Origin of the sequence: Corynebacterium canis (genome assembly GCF_030408595.1) — a bacterium.
In the GTDB taxonomy this organism is placed as follows: Bacteria; Actinomycetota; Actinomycetes; order Mycobacteriales; family Mycobacteriaceae; genus Corynebacterium; species Corynebacterium canis.
On record NZ_CP047080.1, the window covers coordinates 2837256 to 2857364 of the forward strand.

Here is a 20109-nt window from a genome sequence, read left to right on the forward strand (position 1 = left end):
TATCGTGTTTGTCCGCCTTTCCTTTTAAGCTGTAGAGCAACTGACTCACTACATCTTTTAAGGACCGTGACCCTCATGCCGCTGACCACCACCACGGTGTTCGGGATCGCAGGAATCGTACTATCGCTGCCAGCGTGGTTCTTTTTCTTGCGAGGCGCGATTCGGTTGTATCGTTTCATTGCCGCGGGACAGCCCTCCCCCGGCCGTGTGGCGCATCCGCTAATCCGTCTGCGAACGCTGTGCAAAGAAGTCATCTTTCACACGGAACTCATCCGAAAACCCGTTGTTGCTATCGCGCACTGGTTTGTCATGGTGGGTTTCCTGCTGGGCTCCTTCGTGTGGTTCGAGGCGTATATCCAAACCTTTAACCCCGCCGGCGGCTGGCCGTTTTTCCACGAACTCACCATCTACCATTTTGTTGATGAGGTCCTCGGCCTCGCCACCGTGGTGGGCATCCTCGTGCTGATTGGCATTCGCATCGCCATCGGCAGCAATAACCGTATCGACCGCTTCTACGGCTCCAACGCCCGCGCCGCGCATTTCGTGGAAGGCGTGGTGCTTCTCGAAGGCGTCGGCATGGTCCTTGTCAAAGCCGGCAAGATCGCCACCTATGGCCACGGCAGCTTGATCGCCGATTTCCTTACCATCCACCTCGCCCGCCTGCTCCCCGCCAGCCCCGAGCTGGTCAGCGGGTTTGCGCTTATCAAATTGCTCACGGGCATGGTGTGGCTCTTTGTGGTCGGCCAGCAATTGCATTGGGGCGTGGCGTGGCACCGCTTCCTGGCGTTCTTCAATATTTTCTTCCAACGCAACCCCGATGGCGCACCCGCCCTAGGCAAAATCCCCACCATTGACCTCGAGGAGACGCAGGGCGTGGGCACCATCGCCGACGCCTCCTGGAAGATGCTTCTCGACGCCGCGACCTGCACCGAATGCGGCCGCTGCCAGGAGCTCTGCCCCGCATGGAACACCAATAAGCCCCTAAGCCCCAAGAAGCTCATCACCGATATCCGCGATTCCGCCCTCGAAGGCACGGATGTCCTCCAGCTGGTGGGCAACACCATCCTGGAGGACGAGCTTTGGAGCTGCACCAACTGCGGTGCCTGCGTGGAGCAATGCCCCGTGGATATCGAGCACATCGACCACGTGGCCAACCTGCGCCGCTTCCAAGTCCTCGCCGAATCCGAGTTCCCCAGCGAACTCACCGGCCTGTTCAAAAACCTGGAAACCAAGGGCAACCCGTGGGGCCGCAACAATTCCGAACGCGCAACCTGGATCGAGGAAGCCCGCCGCGACGGCCTCAATGTCCCCGAGTTCAATGGCTCCTTTGAAGACACCGAATACCTCTTCTGGGTGGGCTGCGCCGGTGCCTTTGACGACGACGCCAAGAAGACCACCCGCGCCGTCGTCGAATTGCTGGAGACCGCAGGCGTGAAATACGCCGTCCTGTCCACCGCCGAAACCTGCACGGGCGACCCCGCCCGCCGCGCGGGCAATGAGTTTTTGTTCCAAACCTTGGCCACCGCGAACGTCGAAACGCTCAATGATGTCTTCGAGGGCGTACCCGCAGGTCAACGCAAAATCATCACCGGCTGCGCCCACTGCTTTAACACCCTGCGCAACGAATACCCGGACTTCGGCGGGCACTACGATGTCCTCCACCAAACGCAGCTGCTCAACCGCCTGGTGCGCGAAGGTCGGCTCACACCGGTGCCCCGCCCGGCGTCGGCACGCAAACCTATTACCTTCCACGACCCCTGCTTCCTCGGCCGGCACAACAAAGTCTTCGACCCACCCCGCGCGCTTATCGACGCCACGGGGGCCGAACTCCGCGACATGAAACGCGCCAAGAACGAAGGCTTCTGCTGCGGAGCCGGTGGCGCCCGCATGTTCATGGAAGAAAACCTAGGCACCCGCATATCCGACGCCCGCGCCGCCGAAGCCCTAGACACCGGTGCCGAAACCATCGCCACCGCCTGCCCCTTCTGCACATCCATGCTGGTCGGCGGCGTGAAAGCGCAATCCGGTGCCGCGAAGGTGCAAGACGTTGCCCAGCTCCTGCGGGATTCCATACTTATCGACGGCAAACTGCCCGAGCCCCGCACCCCCGAATTCCTAGAAACCCCGAAGCGCAAACCTCGGCCACTCCCCATGCCCGGAATCGGCACTGGTGCGGGTGCCGGGGCAGGCAGTCGCGATACTGCGGGTGAGGCGCCGCGGGTTCCTTCGGTTGGTGTTCCTGCCGCGCCTGGGATTCCTGCTGCTCCCGGCATGGCGGCACCAAACGTTCCGAGTGTTCCGACCCCACCTGGGGTGAGTGTTCCTGCTGCACCGCCGGGGGTTCCGTCCGCTGTTCCGGCTGCTCCTAAAATTCCCGGGCCACCTGGGGTTTCAGTTCCGGCAGCGCCTTCGGTCCCGGCCCCGCCGGGCGTGAGTGTTCCTGCTGCACCGAGCGCTCCGCTAGGGGCTTCAGTCCCAGCTGCGCCATCGGTTCCGGCCCCACCGGGTGTTCCAACTCCACCGGGGGCCTCGGTCCCCGCTGCGCCTTCGGTTCCAGCCGCGCCAAGCGCTCCGCCGAGTGCTTCGGTTCCCACACCGCTGGGTGTTCCGACTCCGCCGGGGGTTTCAGTTCCAGCGGCACCTTCGGTTCCGGCCCCACCTGGGGTGAGTGTTCCTGCCGCGCCAAGTACTCCGCCAAGTGCTTCGGTTCCGGCACCACCGGCTGTTCCGGCGGCTCCTAAAATTCCCGGCCCACCTGGGGTTTCAGTTCCGGCAGCGCCATCGGTTCCGACCCCGCCGGGCGTGAGTGTTCCTGCCGCGCCAAGTACTCCGCCAAGTGCTTCGGTTCCGGCACCACCGGCTGTTCCGGCGGCTCCTAAAATTCCCGGCCCACCTGGGGTTTCAGTTCCGGCAGCGCCATCGGTTCCGACCCCGCCGGGCGTGAGTGTTCCTGCTGCGCCAAGCGCTCCGCCGAGCGCTTCGGTTCCCACACCACCGGCTGTTCCGACTCCGCCTTCGGTTCCGGCAGCGCCTTCGGTCCCGACTGTGCCGGGGGTAAGTGTTCCTGCTGCGCCAAGCGTTCCGCCGCGTGCTTCGATTCCGGCCCCACCGAGTGTTCCTAGTCCGCCGGGGGCTTCGGTTGCTGCTGCACCGTCAGTTCCGGCACCGCCGAAAGCAACAGTGCCGGTGGCTCCGTCCGCTGTTCCGGCGGCTCCTAAAATTCCAGGCCCACCTGGGGTTTCAGTTCCTGCTGCGCCTTCAATCCCGGCCCCGCCGGGAGTAACTGTTCCTGCTGCGCCAAGCGCTCCGCCGAAAGTTCCCGCGCCACCGGATTCTCCAGAAAGCTACGATCCGACACAAAGTAAAAAGGAGGATTAACCTGCCCCAATAAGTTGCGCAAAGCCGTCAACCTGAATCACAGCGTTGCAGTAGCTTCACCGATTTCTGCTGGTGGGGGTGGTTTCATTTACCCCTGCTGGTGTATTCTGGTTTGTGGGCAAGCTCATAGTGTTTTCTGTTGCGGGCTTGAGTGTGTTGTTTGATGGTTTTTGGTGCCTAGTGTGCTGTTTGTGGGTGTGGGGGCGTGTGGCGGGTGCTGGTGGGTGTGGTGGGTGTGTTACACCATGGTCTGGGTGTGGGCAAGTGTTGTGTTGCCCACCACGGGTTCGGGTGTTGTTTTGCCTGGTCAAAAGGGGTTCGGCGGGGGTGGTGTTCCGGTTGTGTTCAAGGTGTTGTGCCTGGTTGCGGCCCTGGTAGCGGGTGTGCGTGCCGGGTAGAATTAGGGCTATACAGTAATACATGTTCGGGAAGGGTTTCGGGAGGTGACGCGGCAATGACGACGCAACAGTCGGCACAGCAGGTGGAGTCGGTGGTGGGGTTTGTGGTGGATGATCCGCAGAATTTCATTGGTGCTGCCGAGTTGGAGGCTAATCGGGTGTTTTTACATAATTGGTTGTTGGCGACCTTTGGGTTGGATGTGCACCGGTTGAATATCCGCGCGTTGGTGAAGGAATTCGCGGTGCATAGTGGCACGTATTCTGAGGCGCGGATGTATAACATTGTGGGTGGGTGTTTCCTGCTGCATGAGCGCCTGCCGGGGTTGAAGGCGCACGCGCTGGAGCATAATTATTTGAATTATGAGCGGTTGCGGACGATTTGGTTCGCCTTGGTGACGGTGTCCTTGGATGCCCCGGGCTATGTGTGGCGTGATCTTGATACCGTGTTGGTGGGGTTGTTTACCCCAACCAGGGCGAATCAACCGCTGCCGAGTACGCGGCGGATCCGGCAGGTGCTGCGCGATACCCTGATCCGGTTACATATTGTGGAGGAAACCCCGCCGGAGGAGGCGTTAACCGAGGAGGCGATGGCGGCCCGGATGACGGCGATGTGTGGGGTGGAATTGTGGGAAAGCCCGCATGCTGGGGTCAGTGTGCTCAATGTGACCTTACCTAGTGATGAAGCCCATGAGATTAAACAACGCCTGGCTGCGGGGGCGAAAAAATTAAACCTGCGGGAAGATGAAATCATCACGAATCGTATTTGCGGTAGTGGGGAGCAGCGGGATGCTGGGTGTACTGTCCACCTGTTTGGCCTTGGTACCCTCACCGAGGCCACGAAGGTGGTCCCAGAGCGGCTGCATGGGGTAGGGCTGCTCACCGGGGAGCAACGCAAGCGGATTAGTGGACGGGATCTTGCCTACACCAATATTGGCGATGTGGCTAAGGTGTTGCGGGCTGCGCATGATCCCACCGAGGAGCAACGCTTGTTGATCATGGGCCGGGATGGCACCTGCCGGTTCCCGGACTGCACCATGGACGCTACCTTTTGTGAGATTGATCATGTGATCAACCATGAGGTCGGTGGGTGGACCACCGCGTCGAATCTGCAGTGTTTGTGTCGGCATCACCATAATTTCAAAACCGACCGGCACGCCACCGCTTCCACCGATGCTTATGGCAATGTCACGTGGCGGTTTGCCACGGGTGCGACGATTACCACGATTCCGCAGGGGGTGCTTGCCGGGCATGTGGTGGGCTGCCCCGCAGGGATTACCACCCGCCATGGCCAGCCGACGAAAACCGAGGAGGAGTATCAGCAGCCGCCGATGCGGGAGGATTTCGGCCGGTGGGGCACCACCTTGATCAACTACCGCAACCGGCAACGCGCCCGCTACCTCGCCCGCCACCGGCTGGTTGCCAATATCCCCACCGAACTGCCGCCCCTGCCCGAAGCACCACACCCCGAACCCCCACCGGACGATCAATGGCCCCAAGAACCACCCACAGACTATGTGCCGCCTGTGCCGCGGTGGGCGAAACCACCCTGCCAACTGGCGAAACTGCAGAAACGCGCCCGCCAAGCCAAACGCAACCGGCGAACCACCACGAAACGCACGCGTTCAAGGTGGTAGCTCGGCGAGCGGAAACGGCCTAACCCAGGCCGAAGAACGCCAGGCCTATCGCAACGGACGCGATCACCGCGCAAGCGAGGACAAGCGGGAGGAACCGGAGCGCGAAGCGGGGTCCGAAGGTGCCTGCGTGCAGCATGATCAGCTTTACGTCGATCATCGGGCCTACCACCATAAACGCCAATTGGGCCACGGCAGGGGCGGTGGTGAAACTGGCGGCCACAAACGCGTCCGCCTCCGAGCACAGGCTCAAAATAATGGCGGCCGCAACCAGAAAAAGCACCGCAACCACCACATTCGAACCGAAGCTATTGGGCACCCACAGCTTGAATGCGGCGGCGGCCATTGCGCCGGGAACCAGAAAGCCTGCGGCTTGCAGGAAGTCGCGCGCGGCGACGTCGATAAACCCGTGGTGATGCGAATGCGTGTCCGGCATTTCGATCGCATGTCCGATACGTTTCCAGATCCACCCAATAAACATCGCGGCAGCCAGGCTCGCCACAAAGCGGGCCCACACCATGCGCGGATTATCCGGAAACGCAACCGCCGTAGCCACAATAACCACCGGGTTTACGGCGGGCGAGGCCACCAAGAACACCAACGCCTGCGCTTGGGATACGCCGCGGCGCATCAGGGAGTGGGCGACGGGCACGGAGGCGCATTCGCAAGCCGGAAGCACCATGCCGGAAAGGGCCGCTACCGGCATGTTTGCGGGGAGTTTGCGGAACACGGACGCCGGCACCCAGGCGGAAATCGCCCCCGAGAGCATGGTGCCAAGCACAAGGAACGGAATGGCCTGCACCATGATTGCCAGGAATACGGTGGCCCAGGTATCCAGGGTTCCGGGCAATGTCACCGGCCTGCCTTCGGCCACGATCACCACAAAAGCGCCGGTCAGCGCGACGGCGGTGAACAATGGTAGGGCCCATGCGGCAGTCGGGACGTCGATACGCGAGGTCATAGGTAGGGCCTTTCGGGGGCGGCTATGGGTGCGGCGTTTTCCACGTTCACCGCACCTTGCTTTACCACGCCCGTGACCACCACCCAATCCGCGGAAGGCTTCGCGCCGCGCATCCGCACGCCGTGCAAAGTCGCGTCGGCGGCGCAGCACAACACTCGGTAGCGAGTGAGCAGCCAGCCTCCGTCAACTTCGGTCACCTGTCCTATCATACGAACACGTTTGCCATCGATGTCTTGGTAGTGGGGGAAATCCACAACGGTCATATCATTGATGCCATCGTGGAGTTTCGGCAGCTCAGCGGCGCTGGAACCCACGACCGTGACGCGGCGGGCGGCAGGCAACAACGGCCCCGGCGCCGCAACCGCCAGCAATACCACCGGCACCAATAACAGCACGGCGGCCCTCGAACCGTGGCCCATGCCAATATCCTGCACCGCCCGCCACAGCACGGCTCCGCCAAGGGTCACCAAGGCGAGGCCCGCCAGCAGGACAACCAGCACGAATCCCGGCTGCACATAGCGGTATACCAGCCCGGACCAGCACAACAACACCAGGACGAGGCCCACCGCGAAGATCAATGTGCCGCGGCCCACGTCGCTGGGGGTGGCGTTATGCATCGTGGTTCCTTTGCTCCATAAGTAACAGGTCTAACATTTCACCGGCCGCTTCACTATTCTTGGGGTTATGACCAACGAACACGTCCGAATCAGCGATGCGGAACGCAATAATGCCATGACCCAGCTCGGCGCGCATTTCGCAGCCGGGCGTATCACCCTGCCCGAATACGAGGAGCGCTGCGACCAGATCGTGCACGCGCTGACAATCGGGGAATTGCGGGTGGTTTTTCAGGACCTGCCTGCCGTGCCCGACCGCAGCGGGTCCTACACCGTCTCGGAGATCGACGAGCTGCGGCGGCGGAACGCAAAACCCAAGGCCGCGATCTTGGGGCTTACCGCCGTTGGGTCGGCGGCCGCGGCAGCCGCGCTGCAGCCAATGTGGGAGCTTTCGGGCGTGCTCCTGTTTTTGATTCCCACGGTGTATTTGCTGCTGTACGTGATGAAGGTGGGGCCGAAGGAATGGTACCTGCCCAATCCGCGACAATTGGAGCGCCAGCGGCTGCGCGAATTGCAAACGCGTGCGAAGATGCGGGAGCTGGAAATGCGGCAGGAAAGCCGAGCTCGGCAGCACGAATTGGCTAACCAGGCGCTCGACCTTGCACAAGGTTTTCTGAAGCGGAAGTAGCGTCGCTTAAAAAATCCTTGCCGAATAATCGCCCTTTGCGGGGTGGAAGTGGCACGATAGTGGAATGACTAATCTGCCGCCTCGCCGTAATCCCCGCGTCTTCGACCAGTCCGAGAAAATGAAGGATGTCCTTTATGAAATCCGAGGGCCGGTCGCAGCGGAGGCTGAACGCCTCGAACTAGATGGGCATCGGATCCTGAAGCTGAATACCGGCAACCCCGCCGTTTTTGGTTTCGACGCCCCGGACGTGATCATGCGCGACATGATCGCCGCCCTGCCGACCAGCCAGGGTTATTCCAGCTCAAAGGGCATTATTCCGGCGCGGCGCGCGATTGTGACGCGCTATGAGGTGATCCCCGGGTTCCCGCCTTTTGATGTGGACGATGTGTTTTTGGGCAACGGTGTGTCCGAACTTATTTCCATGACCACGCAGGCGTTATTGAACGACGGGGACGAGGTGCTGATCCCCGCCCCGGATTACCCGTTGTGGACCGCCGCGACGTCGCTTGCGGGCGGCAAACCCGTGCATTACATGTGCGATGAGGAAAACGATTGGGCTCCGGACCTTGAGGATATCCGGTCGAAGGTCACGGAAAAGACCAAGGCCATCGTGGTGATCAACCCGAACAATCCGACGGGCGCGGTGTACTCTAAGGAAACCCTGAAGGCCATCGTTGATATCGCACGTGAGCACGAATTGCTGATCCTCGCCGATGAGATCTATGACCGCATTCTGTACGACGATGCGCACCATATTTCCATTGCCACGCTCTGCCCGGATTTGCTGTGTATTACGTATAACGGCCTGTCCAAGGCGTATCGCGTCGCCGGCTACCGCGCCGGCTGGATGGTTATTACCGGCCCGAAGCACCACGCGCTTGGCTTTTTGGAGGGGTTGGAATTGCTTGCGGGCACGCGGTTGTGTCCCAATGTGCCTGCGCAGCACGCAATCCAAGTAGCATTAGGTGGGAAACAATCCATTTTCGACTTAACCAAGAATGGCGGCCGCCTATTGGAACAGCGCAACGTCGCTTGGGAGAAGCTCAACGAGATCCCAGGCATTAGCTGCACGAAACCCATGGGCGCGTTGTATGCATTCCCCAAAATGGACCCGAATGTGCACGACATCCACGACGACGCGAAGATGATGCTCGATCTGCTCCGCCAGGAGAAAATCCTGATGGTGCAAGGCACCGGCTTTAACTGGCCGACCCCCGATCATTTCCGCGTGGTCACGCTGCCACATACCCGCGACCTAGCGCGCGCGATCGAGCGTCTAGGTAATTTCCTAGCAAGCTACAAACAGTGAATTATGGGCCGACACTCATCGCAACCACGACCAACGTTCCCGCCTCCCTCATACGAGTACGAGTATGAGGACGAGCCACCAGCGCCACAACGCGGAAGTTTTACCGTGTGGCAATGGCTGCTCACGTTCCTCCTCGTAGGCAGCTTCTTAGCGACGTCCATCGGGCTCGTGTTGCTGTGGCCCTCCAGCGACCCACCACGTGTCGCCCCCGAATTCAATCAAACTTCACCGTTGCCGCAGACCCAGGTGGACGGGCGGATCATTATCCGCGACACCGGGGACTGCAATTCCCCATCGGTGGGCCGGGTCTTTGATACCTCGCCGGTGACCTCGCTTGAGCAGCGCGACGAGGAATGCCAGCACGCCATCGTGGAGATCCTGGAGGGCGATAACAAGGGCAAACGCACCTTGCTGATGGTCAGCGAAAAGCCCGGCGACCCGGATCTTTACGAGGGCGAAACGATCCGCATGAGCGAAACCACCGCCGCGGATGGTAGCCACGCCTATACGTTTACGGATTTCCAACGCAATTGGTCCCTGGCGATTTGGCTGGGGTTGACGGCGCTGTGCATCGTGTTGATCGGTTTAGGTCCGGGGATTCGTTCCTTGCTGGGCCTAGGGCTCACCTTCGCCGCGGTGGCCCTTTTCCTGCTGCCCGCCTTGTTGCACGGTGGTCCGCCATTATTGCTGGCCGTGGTGTGCGGTTCGGCCGTGCTCTTCCCGGTGCTCTATATAGTCCACGGCATCAGCTGGAAAACCTCGTCCGCGCTGGCCGGCACATTGCTGTCGCTGGGGTTGGCTGCTGGGTTGGCGCATTTTGCCATTGCGAGCAATCAACTGCGCGGCCTTGGCGACGAAGACAACCTGCTGATCCAGCTTTATCTGCCCGACGTAACGGTCACGGGCCTGATGCTCTGCGGCTTTATCGTCGGTGCGCTGGGCGTGCTCAACGATGTCACCATCGCCCAGGCCTCCACCATCAACGAGCTCGCGGAGATCGAACCCGACGCCTCCCCGTGGCGCTTGTTCGCCGGTGCGATGAAGGTGGGCCGGGACCATATCGCATCCATGATGTACACGCTGGTGCTCTCCTACACCGGTGCCGCCCTGCCGTTGTTATTGCTGCTAAGCGTGGCAAACCGGCCCATCATGCAAGTATTGGCCAGCGACGTGATGGCCACCGAATTGCTGCGCTCCGCAATCGGTGCGCTAGCGCTGACCATGGCGGTGCCGATTACCACGCTGATCGCGGCGTTTACCGTGAATCCGCAGCCTGAAGAGCTTGATTGACCCTATCCCACAGCTCTTCGGAATGGATCGGCCTCAGGTTCGTGGCCTCGAGGCAGAGGTTTACGTGTTTGCCGTCGATGGGCACATCGGAATGCGTGTGCCCGTGAATGATGCAATCGAAACCATCGCGGGCGATCCAGCGGGTAAGTCGCTCGGAACGATGCGCATCCTCCAGACGCGGCAGATGGGTAAACAGCAAGGACCGGCCTTGGCGCTCTAATACAAATTCCGGGACCACCAAGTCAAATACCTGCTGGTACCGGGGCGTCCATTTAAACATGGACTTCACGCCGAACTTCGGGTGGCATTTATCGTGGTTACCCGGGGTAAGAACCATGGTGAGATCGAGGGCGTACTTGAGCGTGAGCAGCATATCGAGGGCGTACTTGTCCTTGCCAACCGAAATATCACCCAGGCAGATAAAGGTGGCGCCGCGCGGAAGCTCGTAAAGGGCCCCCAAAATGGTGGAGTCGTGTGCATCCGTAGTGCTAAAACCCCGCTTGCCGGAGATCAGCGGGTGGCCTAGGTGCAGGTCAGAGGTGATCCAGAAATCTTTCGTAGCAAAGCCAGACATCTTTGTCCAATTCCTTCGTTTTGCTTGAGTTTTTCCCATTACACTAACTGTAAAACACCTCATTGCTAACAGCGATTTGAAAGGATGATTGCCATGCCTATGGGCCGCCAATACTCCCCCGAATTCCAACAAAAAGCAGTTAAGGAAGTTTTGAAAGCCAAGCGCGGCATGCCCGAAATCGCACGCGAGTTCGGCATCAGTTCGGATACGCTCCGCACCTGGGTGACCGCCGTGCAGGAACGCGAACGGCTCGCCAGTGTGCAGAAGGAACAAGCCGAGCTGATCGGCCTCCGCGAAGAGGTGGAAAAGCTCCGCGCCGAGGTCGAAGAGTTACGCAAAGACCGCGAATTCGTCGATTCCCTTGCCGCGTTCTTCAAAGAGCGCCAAAGCCGAGACGCTTAGCTGCCAAACAGTGAAACGCCCCGCAATATATGCGGGGCGTGAATTAGTTCTGCTGCACGAACTCGGTGGCTAGGGCTCGGGGTTCCTTCTTTTCATCGCCAACATTGCGGGCGTTCATCTCCTTCAAGGCCTCGGTGGTCAACCGCTCCGTGACGGAATTCAAGATGTCACGGGCCTCGCTATTGATGGCTTTACCGCGCATCAGGGGCAGGATATGCTGTGGCAAGACTAGGTTCTTATTGTCTTCAAGGGTGACAAGGTCGGCGTCGAATGTCGGGGACGTGGTGTAGATATCGGCGAGTTCCGCCGCGCCGTCGTTAAGCGCGGCAATGGTGAGTGGGCCGCCACCGTCAGAAATGGGCACGAGCTCCACCGCAGGAATGTTGTACACCTCTTCCAGCCCCTTCGGACCATACGGGCGGTCCTTTAATTCGGGGTTGCCCGCAAGCCGCAAACCCTCCATATCCTTGAGGTCCTCCAAGGTGACAAGGTGATGCTGCTCGGCGAACTCGCGGGTCACGCGGAACGCATCCTTCGACTCACCCGGCGCTATCTTGCCGGTGGACAGCCCCGCCGGAAGCACCCGATTAAGCGCATCCAACACTTCCTTATTGGACGCCCCCAGCGGCAGCTCCGGCTGGCCGGATTCTTTGATGTAGTACTGGGCAAGGTTGCCGGAATACTCCGGCACTAGATCGATGGTGCCCTCCTGCAAGGCGCGCAAATAAGCCTCGCGCGAGCCGATGCCGGAGCGGACTTCAACATCAAAGCCTTCTTGTTCTAGGGCGACCGCCCAAATCTGGCCTATGATTTCGGATTCGGGGAAATTAGCGGTGCCTATAGTGATGTGTTTGCCGTTTTGGACGGTGGTATTCGTGGAATCGGAACTAGTCGGTGTATTCAGCGGATCATGCACACACGCAGCGAGGAACAACGCTGCGAGCGCACAAAAAATGGTCTTTTTCATCGGAGTCTCCGTTGCAGTATCGCTAATAAAGTATCCGCAACAAGGGCCAGTGCCGTTACAGTCAGCGCTCCGGTGAGGACCTCGAAATAGTCGTACACAGCCAAGCCGTCGATAACATAACGGCCTAAACCACCCAGGCCGATAAACGCCGCGATGGTCGCGGTAGACAGCACCTGCAGCACGCAGGAACGCAAGCCGCCGATAATGGTGGGCAACGCCAACGGGGCGGAGACCTGCAATAACAATTGGCCCTCCGTAAAGCCCATGGCCTGGGCGGCATCCGTCACATCCGGCGGAATATTACGAACGCCGGCGACGGTGGCCGCCAATAACGGTGGGATTGCCAAGAGCAACAGCACAATCGTGGTGGGCAGCAGCGGGGTGCGGATACCAAAATAGAGGGTAAGTAGGGTCAACACGGCGAGCGAAGGCAACGCGCGCAATGCGCCGGCGCTGGCGAGCACGGCGTCGGCAAGCGAGGTGCGGGCGATGACGAGGCCGAGGGGGATGCCGACGACGACGGCGATCAACACGGCCACCCCGGAATAGGCAAGGTGTTCGACGGTGCGGAGGAGGAGTTCAGGCACGGCGCTTCACCCCTCGAGCCCACGGCGTGGACACGCGCTGGATAAGCACCAACGCTAGATCGAAAATAATAGCTAACGCCAGGGTGCCGAGGATGCCGACCAAAATTTCGGTTGGAAAGTAGCGATTAAAGCCATCGGTAAACAGGGTGCCGAGGGAATTCACGCCGATCAGCGCGCCGACGGACACCAGGCTAATCGTGGAGGCGCTCACCACGCGCAGCCCAGAAATCATCACGGGAAGGGCCAGCGGAATCTCCACGGCAAACAGCTTCCGCCAGGTGGAATAGCCCATGGCGGTCGCGGCATCGGAAACGTCCGAATCAATGGCGTCAAAGGCGTCGGCGGTGGAACGCACCTGCAGGGCGAGGCCGTAAATGGCCATGGCCACAATAACGTTCCACGGCGACAGTATGGACGTGCCTAGGAATTGCGGGAGCACCACAAACAGGGCCAGCGAGGGGATCGCATACATGAGCCCCGTGCCAACCACCAGCACTTCGCGCACACGTTTGCTTCGGTGGGCCCACCAGCCGAGCGGAACCGCAAGCAAAAACGACATCAAAATCGGCGGCCAGGAAAGGTGAACATGGGCCCATGTGAGGGTTCGCAAATACTCGCTATTCGAGGTAACCCAGGTCATGTAACCACCCCGCTCACACGGCCATTGCGGTCAACAACTACGGTGCGGCCGCCGCGTTCCTCGATGTGCACGGCCCGATCCTCCACGCCGACGAAACTGGAAACGAAATCGTTTGCGGGGCTGGTAACAAAATCCGCGGCCACGCCCGCCTGTTCGATGTGCGCGCTGGTGGATAGCAACACGATCTCATCGCCGACGCGGAAAGCTTCATCGATATCGTGGGTGACCAGAAGAATCGTCTTATTCAGCTGGCTTTGCAGGCCCATTACCATGGTCTGCAGCTCGCGGCGGACCACGGGGTCTACCGCGCCGAACGGCTCGTCCATCAGCAAAATGTCTGGGTCGGCGGCCAGCGCCCGCGCCACCCCGACCCGCTGCGCCTGCCCGCCGGAAAGCTCGCCGGGATACCGGTTGGCCAGCTCCGGGGCGAGGTCCAGCATCTCCATGAGCCGCGGCACGCGCGACATATAATCCGGCAATTTGTTTAAGCGGGCTACCGTGGCAATGTTTTGCGCCACGGTGCGGTGCGGCAAGAGCCCGGCGTTTTGCATGACATATCCGATAGAGCGTCGCAGCTTTACCGGGTCAACCTTGGCAATGTCTTCCCCCCGAACGGTGATGGTACCGCTGGTCGGTTCAACCATGCGGTTTACCATCCGCAGCAGCGTGGTTTTACCGCTGCCGGAGGATCCGACCAGGCAGGTCGTGCGGCCCTGCTTGAAGTTGTACGAAAACCCTTCCACCGCGGGGGTTGATGCATCGAATGTTTTGGTTACCTGGTCAAAGGTGATCATAGATTCCTAGCGGAAATTGAGGTACGCCTTCGAAGGCGTAGGGCCCCGCTGGCCTTGGTATTTCGAGCCGAGCGCTCCCGAACCGTAAGGGATTTCAGCGGGCGAGGACATAGAAAATATTGCGAGCTGCCCCACCTTCATCCCCGGCCACAAGGTAATGGGAAGGTTCGCAACATTGGAAAGTTCTAGCGTGATGTGCCCTTCAAAGCCGGGGTCGATAAAGCCCGCGGTGGAGTGCGTAAGCAGCCCCAATCGGCCAAGGGAAGACTTCCCTTCAAGGCGGCCGGCGTAATGCGCTGGGAGTTTAAAGGTTTCCAGCGTTGCGCCGAGCACGAACTCGCCGGGGTGCAGCACGAAGGCGTCGCCCTCCACCACCTCCACGAGGCTCGTGAGGTCGTCTTGTTGTTGCTTCGGGTCGATGTGCGTGTACCGCGAGTTATTGAACACTCGGAAAAACCGGTCCATTCGAACATCGATACTAGAGGGCTGAATGAGGTCAGCGTCGAAAGGATCGATGCCTAGGTGGCCCGCATCGATGGCAGCGCGAATGTCTCGGTCTGAAAGAAGCACGCCTTCATCATAACTACTCACCCCCGATAGCTGCTCTTTCACAACACCTGCAGCACAGGCAAAAAATTAAATATTGCCCCCCGCCGATAAGTGGAAGTCTACCCTCCACTTACGCTAAAGTGGCAGGGAAAGAAGCAGCATCCCGCTGCGAGACTTACAAAAACCTCGCATTACTAGGGAAAACTCCTTACAGAATTCCAAGAGGAAAGCCATGGATTCTCCGGCAGTAATCGCCCGCGGCATTACCGTCCGCGGCGAAGAGGGCCCCGTATACGGCCCCCTACACTTCGAAATCCCAACCACCGGGCTCACCGTACTGGCCGGGCGGAGCGGCTCCGGGCGCACCGCGTTGGCCCTGACCATCGCCGGCCGCATGAAACCCAGCGCCGGCGAACTGACCGTCCTAGGCGAAACCAAGCCTTCAAAAATACGGCCGAAAGTTGCCCTCGCCGGTGTGGCCAGCATCGACCAGCTTGACCGGAACGTGCGGCTCAGCGTCGTATTTTCCGAGCACCGCGCCTGGTCCACCCCGTGGCTCATGTGGGCCCGCCGCGCCGACCAGCAGTATTACGAAGAGATCTGCCAGCCGATTTTTGGGGTGCGCGAATTGCCGCCATTGCACGCCTACGTCGGGGAAATCACCGCGCTGGATCGCCTGCTTATCCGCATCGCACTCGCGGTAAACCCCGCCCGCGGCTCCAAAATAGAAATGCTAGTCATGGACGATCTCGAACAAGTACGCGAGGACGAGGACCGCGCACTATTACTGGACACGCTTGCGAAGCTTTCCGACGCCATGCCAGTCGCCGTAAACTCCGTCAATCCCCTGCCCCACTTCCCCAGCATCGAACTCATTACCGACGACGCGTATATTCACCACCCCAAGGAGCACCAGTGATTTCCGGATTTACCGTAGGCACCGAACTCCGTCGTTTTGGGCGTGCCCGGCTCGGCCGCATCGCGATTATCGCCATAATCCTCATGCCCTTGCTGTATTCCGCGCTCTACCTATGGGCATTTTGGAACCCATTTGCCAAGGTGAACCAGCTTCCCGTGGCCTTTGTAAACTCCGACCGCGGCACCGTGGTTGACGGCAAACCCCTGAACGCCGGCGAAAAGGTGGTCGAAGGGCTCAAAGACGTTGAGCAAATCAATTTCGACTATGTGAGCAAACAAGACGCGCTCGATGGAGTCGCCGACGGCAGCTACTACTTTGTAGTCGAACTCACCGACGACTTTTCCGACGCCGTGGCCTCCCCCGCCACCGGCACCGCACGCAAAGCCGTAATCCAGACCACCTATAACGACACCAACGGCTATCTTTCCACCATGATCGGCGAAAACGTGATGCGCACGATGCTGCCGGTCATCTCCCAGCAAATCGGCGAAGAGGCGGTGGATAAGGTGCTGGTGGGCATCCAATCCGCCGGCACCGGGCTCGAACAAGCCTCCGAAGGTGCGACGAAGCTGCACGATGGCATAGGCTCCGCCGTCGAAGGAAGCGACAAATTGCACGAAGGGGCGACCAAGCTCGACGAATCGGTGCTTACGCTCGCCACCGGCTCCGACCAGCTCGCCGCCGGAACGCAGCAACTTGCCGATAGCGTCAATGCGGCCGGGCCGCAATTGCAACGCCTCGAACAAGGCGCCCAACAGCTCAATGCCGCAATGCCGGAACTGGCCGCCACCGCACGCGATATTGATACGAACGTAACGGCGATCAATGCCGAGCTTGCGAACGTCACGGCATTCCAAAGCCAATCCAGTACAAACGTTCGGAACCTTGCCAATCAGCTGCGTGGAATCCAGGAACCAAACGTGCAACAAGCCGTCGCCCAACTCGACCAATTGGCCACCAATCTAGACACCGGCGGGCTCGGCCCCAACGCCCCCGCAACCGCGCAACTCCACAACCTCCAAAACACCACAAATACGCTAAACTCCCAGCTCAACGACCCGAATTCAGCCGTGCGTAGCGGCCTTAACCAGGTGAGTTCCGGCAAGCTGTCCGAGCTGCAAACCGGCGTGAATCAACTCAATGACGGCATGCAAGCGCTCAACAAGGGGGCGCACCGCCTGCACACAGAGGGGACCACGCCGCTGGTCGCGGGCGTCGAAAAGCTTGGCGATGGGCTGACTGAGCTGCACGAAGGCTCCGGCACGCTCGCCACAAAACTCACCGAGGGTGCCGACGCCGCGCCCAAATGGAGCGACGACCAACGCCGCGGCACCGCCAGCGTCCTCGGCGGCCCCGTAGCCTTGAAAACCACCAACGAAGCAGGTCAGAACACCTTTGGCGGCGGCCTTGCACCATTCTTTTTCTCGCTCGCCATGTTTATCGGCGGCATCATTATCTTCCTGCTGCTACGCCCAATGCAGAACCGCGCGGTGGCCTCAGGCGTGGCACCGCTACGCGCCGCGCTGGACGGATTGTGGCCCGCCATCATTATCGGCAGCCTGCAGGCGACGGTCATTGTATCCGTCACTGTATTCGCAGTCGGTTTGGATCCGCGCTACCCCATCGGGCTCTGGGTGTTCTCGATAGCGGTTTCTATAATGTTTGCGGCGGTCAACCAAATGCTCAACGTACTGCTCGGCCCCGGGCCCGGCAAGGTGACGGCCATGGCGCTATTGATGCTGCAAATCCTCGCCTCGGGCGGGCTCTACCCCGTGGAAACCGAACCTCGGTTCTTCCAGCTCCTGCACCCGATCAATCCGATGACATATTCGGTAAACGGCTTCCGGCAACTCATGTACGGCAATGTAGACCACCGGCTCGTGCAGGCAATCGTGGCGATCTTTATCATCACCGGACTCGCGCTAGCACTCACCGCAATGGCCGCCAGACGGGACCGAATGTGGACCATGAAACGCCTACATCCTGCGATTCAACTGTAAATTCGCAGGAACGGCAACGCGGTGTTATCATTGAGCGGTCGGCCGATGTAGTTCAATGGCAGAACATCAGCTTCCCAAGCTGAATACGCGGGTTCGATTCCCGTCATCGGCTCCACTTAAAAAGGTACCCCTGCCAGGCGTTTTGCAATCTGGCAGGGGTTTTATCGTGCCGTTAGTGCCGTTCGGCCAAACGGACCCGGAAATCGCGGGACTCGAGCGTGACGCGGGCTACGCCCCTGCAGCCGCCGGTGCCGCTTTCGCTGCATCCGCCGCCGCAATCGCCGCTATCGTCCTTGCAATCGCTTCCGCAACCGCCACATCCGCTGCTACCAGCATCGCAGCCGCCCCCACAGTTTCCGCCGCCGCAATCACCGCCGCAGTTGCCGCCGCCGCAGTCACCACCGCCGCTGCTGCCGAAGCCCAATCCGCCAAGCGAACCGAAGTCACCGGAGCTGCCGCTGATATCTCCGCCTTCGCTGGCGATGCGGATCATTTGTGCGCGATCGTTGATGTCGGCGTGCTCTGCGATGAGCTTGCCGTTTTCATCGTAGGCGCGTTCAAAGACCACGAGCGTCTTTCCGGCGTAGCCCGAGGGCACCTCAAAGCTAAGCTCAACCTTGCCGTCGGGGGAGTCAGGCGTGAACTCTTTTTCAGCCTTGATTCCGGTGCTTTCGCCGGTTTCCTTATCCATGAGTTCGCCCTTGATCACGTACTTCTTGCCCACGATCAAGCCGCTGTATTTCACGACGTCGATAATCGTTCCGCCGCTCGCCGCAAGCACCTTGTCGGAGTCGCAGCGGTCTGACGCGAACGTCTTAATGGATACGTTGGTGCCTTCCCAGCGGATGGTGAATTCCTCGATCTTGCGCACCACGTCGTTGTGGGTCACGATCAGGGTCTGCCCATGGGAGCCATCGTCTTTCGGGGTAATCACAAGCGCACCGGAAATTGCGTCGCCCTCAGCGGAGGCGGTGATCTTTGCCTCGCCTGCGCTTTCGTCGATCTTGACGTAGAAGTCCATGTCGGAGCGGATTTCCGAGGCGTCGATCTCCTTGCCGTCCTTGTCCACGATGGTGCCATTGTCGGTGGTGATCTTCAGCGCCGCAGCGTTGGTCTTCACACGCAGCGGGCCCATGACGCCGTTTGCTTCTCGACGAGCGCGCGAATCATCGATATCCACGGAAAGGTCCAGCGTCGACGTCTCGGCGCGACCAACATTGGAGCTGCCCGTCAGGTATTCGTAAAGCTTGTACTCGGCGCCCTTAATCTTGCTGTCTTTGGTTTCCACGCCTTTGTATTCAAACTCTGCGGAAAGAATGCTCCAGATCGCGCCTTGGGTCTGGGCGATCGCTGCCTCTACCGGGAGTTCTTCCGCACTCACGCCGATCTTCGCGCGGAGCTCGTCGATGGAAACGGCCGGGTAGCTATTGGCGGCGATCCAATTGACCTTGTGGCGTGCGTCTTCGTCGGTCTTGAACTTATTGTTACCGGGGAATTCATCCCACTTCACGGTCTTAGCTTTGTCGGTGTACACGGCGGGCACACCGAACTCGATGCAATATGCCTCCCGGGTGGTTCCGCCGGACTCGATCTTAAACAGCCGCGTTCCACGGGTCTTGGAACCTTGATAGACGGCGAGACCGCTAGCCCCCGCCGAGACCTTCACTTGGGCACCCAATTCCTGAGCTTGCGCGCTTGGCGTCAAGGTTATAACACCGAGCGCTAAGGCAAACACAGAAAAGAGCGCTAATGCGTAGCGATTTTTCTGTAACAGTAAAAGCATTTAGCTCATCATTCCCTATCAGTAATGCAACATTCCGCGCCGAATTGGCAGGTTCTTGATCTTGAAAACGAGCATTGCGTGATACTAAGAAACCCACAACTAACCCAAGAGCAGGCTAGAAGCAGATCTCATACCCGTTTCACCAGCCGACGGTAGCACGAGCCATACTCTCGTGCGCAACAGTTAGTGATCTATCGCAAAGTATTTTTCCTGAACGGTCCCGCGCGAGCTCGAAAAACAGGTATGTAGCTATATTTCCGCGGGATAAAGATTCCCTATTTCGGGGCTAGGTACATGCCCCTAGGACGCCTTGGAAAGAGGGATATTTCCATGATCCCGGCCGCCCGCATGTGGCACCAACGGCGCAGGTCAGGTACACGAAACCCATGCTTTCTACCGATGGCCCCAAACGCATTTCGCGCAACCTACAAAGTTGCCCACCAGTATTGCGCAAAGGTTTAGATTGCACTTCTCAGGACATGCGATAGCTACCCTATTGTGCTACATATTATCGCCATAAATACCGACGACCGGCCATAAAATAGACCAAATTATTCACCGTTATTGCATTCTTATATTTCGAATCTATGACCTACAAATTACCGAATAATGGCACTTATCTACCATAAGAAAGCTTGTTCCCATTCTGAGCAACCTGCCAGCGTTATGCAGACGTCAATGAAAC

The 20109-nt window shown here is 59.7% G+C and carries 17 protein-coding genes and 1 tRNA gene; 9 read left to right on the forward strand and 9 right to left on the reverse strand.

Annotated elements, in window-relative coordinates; all coding sequences use genetic code 11:
• Window positions 1-75: 75 nt before the first annotated feature.
• Entirely contained in the window at window positions 76-3378 is a 3303-nt protein-coding gene (locus tag CCANI_RS12605) for a (Fe-S)-binding protein (protein ID WP_290211554.1), read from the forward strand.
• Window positions 3379-3832: 454 nt separating this feature from the next.
• Window positions 3833-5410 carry an HNH endonuclease signature motif containing protein gene (locus tag CCANI_RS12610; protein ID WP_146324043.1) on the forward strand — a complete coding sequence of 526 codons (1578 nt, stop codon included), beginning with the start codon at window positions 3833-3835 and terminating at the stop codon, window positions 5408-5410.
• A gap of 19 nt (window positions 5411-5429) precedes the next feature.
• On the opposite strand, the gene CCANI_RS12615 is transcribed toward CCANI_RS12610, so the two are convergent.
• Window positions 5430-6368, reverse strand: a complete 939-nt coding sequence (locus CCANI_RS12615) for a permease (protein ID WP_146324044.1) — start codon at window positions 6366-6368, stop codon at window positions 5430-5432.
• On the reverse strand, window positions 6365-6985 hold the full coding sequence (locus tag CCANI_RS12620) for a hypothetical protein (RefSeq protein WP_146324045.1): 621 nt from the start codon (window positions 6983-6985) through the stop codon (window positions 6365-6367). The genes CCANI_RS12615 and CCANI_RS12620 overlap by 4 nt, the downstream gene beginning before the upstream one ends.
• A 67-nt stretch (window positions 6986-7052) precedes the next feature.
• On the opposite strand from CCANI_RS12620, the gene CCANI_RS12625 reads away from it, so the two are divergent.
• The 3 genes from CCANI_RS12625 (at window position 7053) to CCANI_RS12635 (ending at window position 10209) form a co-directional block, all read left to right on the forward strand.
• Complete coding sequence (locus tag CCANI_RS12625; protein WP_146324046.1) at window positions 7053-7610, forward strand: DUF1707 SHOCT-like domain-containing protein; 558 nt, start codon at window positions 7053-7055, stop codon at window positions 7608-7610.
• A gap of 64 nt (window positions 7611-7674) precedes the next feature.
• Window positions 7675-8919, forward strand: coding sequence for a pyridoxal phosphate-dependent aminotransferase (locus CCANI_RS12630; protein ID WP_146324047.1), 1245 nt, complete (start codon window positions 7675-7677; stop codon window positions 8917-8919).
• Window positions 8920-8922: 3 nt separating this feature from the next.
• Complete coding sequence (locus tag CCANI_RS12635) at window positions 8923-10209, forward strand: YibE/F family protein (RefSeq protein WP_146324048.1); 1287 nt, start codon at window positions 8923-8925, stop codon at window positions 10207-10209.
• On the opposite strand, the gene CCANI_RS12640 is transcribed toward CCANI_RS12635, so the two are convergent.
• Entirely contained in the window at window positions 10175-10783 is a 609-nt protein-coding gene (locus CCANI_RS12640) for a metallophosphoesterase (protein WP_186750188.1), read from the reverse strand. The genes CCANI_RS12635 and CCANI_RS12640 overlap by 35 nt on opposite strands.
• A 93-nt stretch (window positions 10784-10876) precedes the next feature.
• On the opposite strand from CCANI_RS12640, the gene CCANI_RS12645 reads away from it, so the two are divergent.
• Window positions 10877-11185: a transposase gene (locus CCANI_RS12645; protein WP_186750190.1), complete on the forward strand. Its 309-nt coding sequence runs from the start codon at window positions 10877-10879 to the stop codon at window positions 11183-11185.
• A gap of 43 nt (window positions 11186-11228) precedes the next feature.
• Here CCANI_RS12645 and CCANI_RS12650 read toward each other — a convergent pair whose 3' ends face one another.
• The 5 genes from CCANI_RS12650 to dcd are packed head-to-tail and all read right to left on the reverse strand — an operon-like array spanning window position 11229 to window position 14743.
• Window positions 11229-12152, reverse strand: a complete 924-nt coding sequence (locus CCANI_RS12650) for an ABC transporter substrate-binding protein (RefSeq protein WP_146324051.1) — start codon at window positions 12150-12152, stop codon at window positions 11229-11231.
• A complete protein-coding gene (locus CCANI_RS12655; protein ID WP_146324052.1) occupies window positions 12149-12739 on the reverse strand; it encodes an ABC transporter permease in 591 nt (196 codons plus the stop codon). The genes CCANI_RS12650 and CCANI_RS12655 overlap by 4 nt, the downstream gene beginning before the upstream one ends.
• Window positions 12732-13379: an ABC transporter permease gene (locus CCANI_RS12660; RefSeq protein WP_146324053.1), complete on the reverse strand. Its 648-nt coding sequence runs from the start codon at window positions 13377-13379 to the stop codon at window positions 12732-12734. The genes CCANI_RS12655 and CCANI_RS12660 overlap by 8 nt, the downstream gene beginning before the upstream one ends.
• The gene (locus CCANI_RS12665) at window positions 13376-14173 is read right to left on the reverse strand and encodes an ABC transporter ATP-binding protein (RefSeq protein ID WP_146324054.1); all 798 of its coding nucleotides are present in this window, start codon (window positions 14171-14173) and stop codon (window positions 13376-13378) included. Before CCANI_RS12665 ends, CCANI_RS12660 begins: the two co-directional genes overlap by 4 nt.
• A gap of 6 nt (window positions 14174-14179) precedes the next feature.
• On the reverse strand, window positions 14180-14743 hold the full coding sequence (gene dcd / locus CCANI_RS12670; protein WP_146324055.1) for a dCTP deaminase: 564 nt from the start codon (window positions 14741-14743) through the stop codon (window positions 14180-14182).
• Window positions 14744-14954: 211 nt separating this feature from the next.
• Here dcd and CCANI_RS12675 point away from each other — a divergent pair, with 211 nt between their 5' ends.
• The 3 genes from CCANI_RS12675 to CCANI_RS12685 all read left to right on the forward strand — a co-directional run bounded on the left by CCANI_RS12675 (window position 14955) and on the right by CCANI_RS12685 (window position 17756).
• Window positions 14955-15641 (forward strand): ATP-binding cassette domain-containing protein, encoded by a 687-nt coding sequence (locus CCANI_RS12675; protein ID WP_146324056.1) that lies wholly within the window; start codon window positions 14955-14957, stop codon window positions 15639-15641.
• Complete coding sequence (locus CCANI_RS12680) at window positions 15638-17641, forward strand: YhgE/Pip domain-containing protein (protein WP_146324057.1); 2004 nt, start codon at window positions 15638-15640, stop codon at window positions 17639-17641. The genes CCANI_RS12675 and CCANI_RS12680 overlap by 4 nt, the downstream gene beginning before the upstream one ends.
• 41 nt (window positions 17642-17682) lie before the next feature.
• A tRNA-Gly gene (locus CCANI_RS12685) sits at window positions 17683-17756 on the forward strand.
• 57 nt (window positions 17757-17813) lie between these two features.
• Here CCANI_RS12685 and CCANI_RS12690 read toward each other — a convergent pair.
• On the reverse strand, window positions 17814-19424 hold the full coding sequence (locus CCANI_RS12690; protein ID WP_146324058.1) for a VaFE repeat-containing surface-anchored protein: 1611 nt from the start codon (window positions 19422-19424) through the stop codon (window positions 17814-17816).
• Window positions 19425-20109 lie beyond the last annotated feature (685 nt).

Coding starts and splice junctions, on each gene's coding strand:
- CCANI_RS12665 (WP_146324054.1), bottom strand. CDS start 14,173: ATGATCACCTTTGACCAGGTAACCAAAACATTCGATGCATCAACCCCC.
- CCANI_RS12640 (WP_186750188.1), bottom strand. CDS start 10,783: ATGTCTGGCTTTGCTACGAAAGATTTCTGGATCACCTCTGACCTGCAC.
- CCANI_RS12620 (WP_146324045.1), bottom strand. CDS start 6,985: ATGCATAACGCCACCCCCAGCGACGTGGGCCGCGGCACATTGATCTTC.
- CCANI_RS12605 (WP_290211554.1), top strand. CDS start 76: ATGCCGCTGACCACCACCACGGTGTTCGGGATCGCAGGAATCGTACTA.
- CCANI_RS12615 (WP_146324044.1), bottom strand. CDS start 6,368: ATGACCTCGCGTATCGACGTCCCGACTGCCGCATGGGCCCTACCATTG.
- CCANI_RS12650 (WP_146324051.1), bottom strand. CDS start 12,152: ATGAAAAAGACCATTTTTTGTGCGCTCGCAGCGTTGTTCCTCGCTGCG.
- CCANI_RS12645 (WP_186750190.1), top strand. CDS start 10,877: ATGCCTATGGGCCGCCAATACTCCCCCGAATTCCAACAAAAAGCAGTT.
- CCANI_RS12660 (WP_146324053.1), bottom strand. CDS start 13,379: ATGACCTGGGTTACCTCGAATAGCGAGTATTTGCGAACCCTCACATGG.
- CCANI_RS12630 (WP_146324047.1), top strand. CDS start 7,675: ATGACTAATCTGCCGCCTCGCCGTAATCCCCGCGTCTTCGACCAGTCC.
- CCANI_RS12625 (WP_146324046.1), top strand. CDS start 7,053: ATGACCAACGAACACGTCCGAATCAGCGATGCGGAACGCAATAATGCC.
- CCANI_RS12635 (WP_146324048.1), top strand. CDS start 8,923: ATGGGCCGACACTCATCGCAACCACGACCAACGTTCCCGCCTCCCTCA.
- CCANI_RS12610 (WP_146324043.1), top strand. CDS start 3,833: ATGACGACGCAACAGTCGGCACAGCAGGTGGAGTCGGTGGTGGGGTTT.
- CCANI_RS12690 (WP_146324058.1), bottom strand. CDS start 19,424: ATGCTTTTACTGTTACAGAAAAATCGCTACGCATTAGCGCTCTTTTCT.
- CCANI_RS12675 (WP_146324056.1), top strand. CDS start 14,955: ATGGATTCTCCGGCAGTAATCGCCCGCGGCATTACCGTCCGCGGCGAA.